Genomic DNA, 6,185 nt, shown 5'->3' on the forward strand with positions numbered 1-6,185 from the left:
GTCGACGCCATCGGGCAATTCGGCGCCGAGCACAGCGTCCCAGTAGAAGCGGCGATAGACGGTGGCGACCTGCGCGTCGCTGATCGCACGCAGATCCGCCTTCGTCGCGTCGGCCTTCACATAGCGACGGAAGCTGGCAAGCGTCACGCCCTTCATGGTGGCGCCGCCGGGGTCAGCCGGATTGTCCGACCAGCCGCCTTCCGATTTGAGAACAAGCGCAAGCGCCCGCGCGAAGTTGCGGTCCATGGTGGTTCCTTTCCGCCCTTCCGGGCAGTTGTTCAGTTTTTGATTTTTGGTATGTTCGCCGGGTGGAGGTTAGGTTTGACGCGGGCGATTATGATTCTGGATATCATTCGCCAAGTTGGCAGATACAGACTTTAAAATTCTGAGTATCAGCAAGAGACCCGTGCGCTCGGTAAGTCATTGACGCACCTAGGGCGCGTAAAAGCACATATGCCTGACATAAAACATTTAGTTTTAGGAGTCCTCATCGGCGCCTTCTCCATCGCGTGGGTAGTTATTGCCACGATAGGGGTGCGGCGAGAGACGCGCGCGTACAACAAAAGCCTGAGAGACATCGATGAGAAGCTCCGTCAGGATAAAGATCAATAGGAGTTCGAAATTCAGCGAGTTTCAGCTAGTGCTTTTTGAAGACGAACAGCTTTGTGTGAAAGGATACTGGGCTGATCACTAAGTCGATCGCGCGTCGTAAGGTCACCATCGGTCGCGACCGGCTCTCATACAATGGTTCAAGCAGGCGCTTTAACAAGCTGCTCTCCCGCATCAACCCCAGATATCCGCCCCTGGACCGACTTTCCAAAAGCCGGAACCCCATCCCGCTGATCGTTCTAATTGTGTCGTTCGGGGTGAAGGCAAATTGGTAAAATCGGGCCATGTCCGCGGCACTCACATCTTCGTATCGACCGAGCCGCATCTTTAGACGCCTCAATGGCGACACGCTGGGGACAGTTAGGAAAAGGAGTCCGCCAGGTTTCAGCACTCGGCGTGCCTCCTCGATGATCGATGCGTAACCATCCTTGAAGTGTTCGATCACCCCCAAGGACCACACCCCTTCGAAAAAGGCATCCTCGAATGGCATTTCTCGCACGTCACCGAGAACGATATTAAGTTCTGGGGCGTGCTTTTTGATCCTAGCGATGGTTACGGGGGCAAAGTCTAATCCGTAAGCCTCGAACCCTGCGTGATGGAGCCCAAAGACTGTATTGGCCACACCGCAGCCTGCATCAATCACTCGATCAGGCGGGCTTAAATACTTTCGGGTAACATGCTGGACAAAGACGCTCTTTTTCCGAATGTCCGCTGCTGTTAGGGATTGCGCCCAACGATCGTCCCAGAATCCTTCGTCGGCTGGTCGGTCGATGAATACAAGACGATCATGCTGCTGATCGAGATATACCTGCTCCACCATTCATTTGCCTCCCCCAAGGCGCTGCTCAACATCAGTTCATTTGCCTCCCCCAAGGCGCTGCTCAACATCAGTTCATTTGCCGTAGTCTCGACCCACAATCGGAACAGCCGGAACGCTGGTATGGAAGCGCCCGAAGAGCAGTACCCACACCAAGACCTGAATCGTCACGAAACCGACGAATGGCTGCCGTGCCTGCGCAAGAACGTTCTCCAAGGCATTCCGGTGCGCATAGACCCCTATCACGCTGCCGAGGATGATCCAGAAGAAGAACCACATACCCTTACTTTTGAGCGAAGCATGGTGCAACGCCACCAACGCTCCGCCATAGATCAACCCAAATACGATCACAACGGGAATACCACCAATCGCCCACGCCTGCCCCCAGAATGTACCAGCCAAGCCGTACAACGCCTGCGAAAATATCTGGGTCTGGAGCACCGTGTTGAACCCAGTGCTGTCAAAGCCGAAGGCCGACGGCTGAATTAGCAGTTGCGCCAAGGTATCGCGAACCGTGTTCCACCATGGATAGGTCGTGCTACTCCTAATCAGCCCTTCGATGTTTTCATGAGTGCCGAAGGCTTCCCAGGAGGCCACCATAGCCATCGGATCAGAACCGCCTGCCAGCATCCTGCCAAACGGCAGGTCGCGTTTGTAGGCCAGATAGAAGGGCTTCATAAAGAAGATGATCGCAAGCGTCGCCAGCCCGATCGCCCATGCCTTCCAATGCAGGGCCGCCTTCGTTATCGGCCACTCCCACAACAACACGATGGCGAACGCCATTGCCAAGATCACCGGGACAGTCCGATCACCCGCGATCGCATTAAGTGCGACCATTAACGCAAAGATGGCTTGATAAATACGAGCGCCGCGACCCCACAACCTATCGAAATAGATCGATGCCAGAAGGCCGATGCCGCTGACCCAACGCCACACGATCGAAATGAGCCCACCAACGGCGTCATAGATGTCGGCACGCTCCATCGCGTACCACTCAAGTCCAGCCCTGTTTGCCATCCATGCATAGCAGGCTAAAGAAATGATCAGCGCGCACCGAATGAACCAGGTGACCCGCATCGGGTGCAGCTGGTAACAAGGGGGACGCCCCCCGTCCACAGACGAAGGCATCAGCAGCAGCGCCAACCCGAACCCTAGCCAAGCAGCGACCATCACCAGAATTGCTTCCGACGACGCCGGCTCGAGATATGGCACCAATCCTTTCGCGCTCACAGGTCGCGTGAAGCCAATCAGCGCGGGCACCGAATAAGCAAGAAGGCCGACATAGCCAATCGCTACAACAGAAACCCGATTGTGGCGGGCCACAAGTATAAAGGTGGTCACGGCCACCATTGACCACAGAGCGAGCACCATATCTTTCGTTCGTCCATTTGGATCAAAAAAGCAACCTAGGCGATTCGGTCATTCACAACGACAAAGTCTACAACTCGAAATCGCCCGCCCAGCCGACTGTCGCGCTGACCACCCATGAGCCCGTTGCGTATGCCTCCAGGGTTACACGCTCGCCGGGATCGAGAATGAGATATTTTCCTGCACCGCCGCCCTTGATCGTGTCCGTCCCGTTGGGCTCGATGTTCATGACATGGGTTGCGTGTACTCCGGCAAAGCCGATCCGAAGGCCAGGCACGGCAGGCGGCAGCGTATGTGTCCGCGTCCCGCCGGCCCCGTTGTTGTGGCAGAGTGCCCGGTTGTGAAGCCCGGACAGCGTTGTGTTGACGGTCAGATTGGTCGGCACACTCGACGTCCCCTGCAGGCCGGGATTGTTGCCGCCAATAAACCTGGTCGCGATGCCGGCCGTGATGGAACTGCCGGTGCCATCACCAACCCATTCCGTCATGTCAAAGCCATCGACCAGCATTTCGTCTATCACGCCGCCGGTGCTTACCCGAAAAGCAACGCCAATGGAGGTCGAGTTTTTCAGGGCGATGTCCCTGAGACTGGCTTTGCGCAGCCGTTGGCCCACGGAAAGGTTGAACCGGATGCCATGCGACTGGGTGTTTCCCCTGATGCCAGAAAGGCTAAGGCTCGCCGGTGTCACTACGTTCGCAACGACGACGGCGTCGGTCGAGCAGTTCATCAACGTGCCCGGACCGATCGCAAGAGGCGTCTGGTAGGGCGCGGCGATTACGGCTGTGGCACCCGACATTCCACCCGTGATCGTCTCGCCAGCCGGAAAGATGCCGGCCGAGCCGCGCACATAGATGCGCCGGGTCGCGCTGTTTGCTGTTTTGGCAATCGCAGAGTTGCCTCCAGTGATTGTCTCACCGGCCTGAAACGTCCCACTTATCGGCAAGACCCTTAGCACGTTGGCAAAGAAGTCGACCAAGATGCCCGTCGCGCCGGATGAACCGCCTGTCACCGTCTCACCGAGTTCATAGTCGACGGTTGAACCGGTGATGACGATTTCAAAATGTTGGAACCGCAGGGTTCCGGCGGAGCCAGAGGTGCCGCCGCTGACCGTTTCGCCAGTCGCAAACGATCCAACTTGCGAGCTGAGGGCGAACTGATATTCGCCGTTTGGCTCCAATTGCAGGGCGGTGTTGTAGCGATCGATGTACCAGTTATCGAGCCGGCCCGACTGAATCTGAACGCCAAAGACGTTACCGGCAGAACTACCGGAGAGCCGGTTGCCGATTGCCCTGACATTCGAAATGACGATCTCGCTGTTGGCATCAGTCGCAGCTACGCCAACCAGACAGTCATTCGCCACTACGTTAGTTATGATCCCTCGCGGATCTCGCGCACCGGTCATCTCCACCCAGACACCGGCGGAGGGGCTGTCGAGATGTGCATCCGCGAAAACCCCGTCGACTAACACGTCGGTGGTGTTTAGATTCCCCGTATAGGTCAACACGACGCCGTCGCGTTTGCACTTCGCCGACCGGATGTTGCGCACGATCGGCTTGCGGACGCCGGCCACGTAAACCGTGTCGCCAAACTCGCCGCCGGTTGGCGTGACGATGTTATAGCCGTCAATGTCCTCAATCGTCGGGCTGTCGACACAGAGCGCCATCACGCCGGCAAGGCCAAGATTGCGGACTTTCACGCCGCGAATTGTCGGCCGCTTCCGGCGTGCACCAGTGGAGAGGCCGACGCGAATACCGATAGAAGCCTGGTAGCCGGCATGTGATCCACCATCAATCGTGAGGTCCCCGTCTATCAGGACGTCATCGGCAGCAATATCGATGACGGGATGGTGGCCGGTAACGGTGCCGACTGGCGCGCGCAGGATTAGGGCAGAGCCGCCCAGGCATTCGACGCGCTTCTTCGCTGTCGAGATCGTGTGGTTGCCGTCGGTCTGGTAGGAGCCGTCAATCAGCACATGCGGATAGCTGCCCGCGAGCAGTGCACTGATAGCAGCCGTGGCATTCGCACCGCCACCACGCGCGCCGAGCATTGATGCCGTCACCGGAATTGAGGCGAGCGTATAGCCTGTCTTCGTCATGCCATCGCTCAGCGTGATCACCAAATCCCCGACATTCGTTCCATTCTTGCGGTACACAGCGCCGCTGCCTGCCACCTGAGAGCTGTCGCAGAAGGCGGTGCGGATGTATGTGGGTGCTATCGGCGGGTAAAATGCCTCGGCCGTCGCCTTGGTCGCGAATTGCGGATCGATCACCGTCGTCATGGCGCCCGTCGCTACGTCCGCAGCGGCCTGGGCCTGGTCGATGATGCCTTGCGCGGCTGCCTGGATATCGCCGACGGTGTCGTCGGACTGGTAGAACGAGAGCACAATGTCATCGGTGCCGATCACAGGGTTAAGCGTCTGGAAGGCAAAGACAAAATCGGCCGAGGCGTTGCCCTGCTGGACATGCACCGTCGTTCCCTTCTGCATGGTGCGCCCGGTGCGGGCATCGGCAGCGCGGAACCATCGGCCTTCGCTGACCGTATAGATACCGTTCTGCGTCTGGTCGGCCTGGTCCTTGACCAGCACGCGGTCGCCCACCTCCGTCGCTACCCCGTCGATGGTCTGAAGGCCGGAAAGCGCAATGCTGGCGGTCGTCGCCAGGCGAACAGGTTCGCGCTCGCCGGTCAGAAGGCGAACGGCGGCGGCTGAAGATCGGGCCATGCTGGCGTGCTCCATGAAAAAAGCCCCGCGAAGCGAGGCTGAAAAGAGATTTTGGTCTTGAGATAGAGGCAGGCCTTTGGATCAGCCGGCAGATATCAACTGCGATTGTGATGGCATTGGCAGCGTCCAGCTTCCATGCAGCATCAAACCTCCTGAAGCCGCACAACGGCGTTCCAGCCATAGGTCTTTGCCGCGACGCCGACAACGGTCACCTCAATTCCGGAAGCCCCCACGGCGACGGAGGCGTCGAGTGAAGCGGCGTCGGTCGCATATTCGCCGATCACCGTTTTGGTGATCGCACCTTCGACCGCCAGGGTTCCGCCCGTGTTGCGGATCACGCCGGCGAACACATAGCCGGCGCTGGTCGACGACGAACCATCCGTGCGGCGGGCAGCGACATCGGCGGTGAACTTCACGCCTTGCCCTGGCCTGATCGGAACAAAGCTGTTTCCGGCTTCGAAGATCATAAGAACGGGCGTTGCGTCCGGCGTCGACTTATAGCCCTTGAAAAGATCGCCGCCCCGGTTTCCTTCAATTAGCGCCATGTGCGATCCGTCATCGGTTGGCTTGCCCGTCGCCGTACCGGAGTAGATGTTGCCCCGCACCTCGACGTTTGGCGAGGATCCGCTGATTTTCACATCGTTGACGACGCTGCCGGTCGTCGCCTTGAAA

Annotated in this window: 5 protein-coding genes; all 5 read right to left on the reverse strand. The window is 58.4% G+C overall.

The window, feature by feature from the left end; genetic code table 11:
* The coding region (locus tag EN984_RS18900) for a glycosyl hydrolase 108 family protein (RefSeq protein WP_281057315.1) at positions 1–246 on the reverse strand (246 nt) is incomplete at its 3' end.
* A gap of 391 nt (positions 247–637) precedes the next feature.
* Complete coding sequence (locus EN984_RS18905; RefSeq protein WP_127270497.1) at positions 638–1,429, reverse strand: class I SAM-dependent methyltransferase; 792 nt, start codon at positions 1,427–1,429, stop codon at positions 638–640.
* A gap of 72 nt (positions 1,430–1,501) precedes the next feature.
* The gene (locus EN984_RS18910) at positions 1,502–2,797 is read right to left on the reverse strand and encodes a hypothetical protein (RefSeq protein WP_127270495.1); all 1,296 of its coding nucleotides are present in this window, start codon (positions 2,795–2,797) and stop codon (positions 1,502–1,504) included.
* Positions 2,798–2,864: 67 nt separating this feature from the next.
* Positions 2,865–5,528: a hypothetical protein gene (locus EN984_RS18915; RefSeq protein ID WP_164748725.1), complete on the reverse strand. Its 2,664-nt coding sequence runs from the start codon at positions 5,526–5,528 to the stop codon at positions 2,865–2,867.
* 128 nt (positions 5,529–5,656) lie between these two features.
* Positions 5,657–6,185: hypothetical protein (locus tag EN984_RS37760; RefSeq protein WP_164765523.1), on the reverse strand; the 529-nt coding region annotated here is incomplete at its 5' end.

Origin of the sequence: Mesorhizobium sp. M7A.F.Ca.CA.004.12.1.1, assembly GCF_003997835.1 — a bacterium.
GTDB lineage: Bacteria > Pseudomonadota > Alphaproteobacteria > Rhizobiales > Rhizobiaceae > Mesorhizobium.